Here is a 285-nt window from a genome sequence, read left to right on the forward strand (position 1 = left end):
ATCGTCTCGGCCTTGAGCTCGATCTGCGCCTGCAGATGGTGCAGCGAAAGCGTCAGCGCGCCGAGGCCGGTCATGCAGGCGACCGCGACGACGGAGTTCAGCCGCTCCGCCCAGTTGTCGGGTGCGCCGCCGAGAACCCATTGCCCCTGCGTCAGCAGCACCAGGCCGCATAGCGCGAAGGACAAGCCGCAGGCTCCACTCAGGAACGAGACGACGAGCAGGATCCGGCGATCATGATCGCCCTTCATCCAGAACATCGTTCCGATCGCCACGAGCAGCGCCGTC

The 285-nt window shown here is 66.0% G+C and carries 1 pseudogene; it reads right to left on the bottom strand.

The window, feature by feature from the left end:
- A pseudogene (locus EN786_RS37320) lies at nucleotides 1-272 on the bottom strand (GGDEF domain-containing protein); the annotation flags it as partial.
- Nucleotides 273-285 lie beyond the last annotated feature (13 nt).

The organism is Mesorhizobium sp. M4B.F.Ca.ET.143.01.1.1 (assembly GCF_004792275.1).
Taxonomy (GTDB): Bacteria; Pseudomonadota; Alphaproteobacteria; order Rhizobiales; family Rhizobiaceae; genus Mesorhizobium; species Mesorhizobium abyssinicae.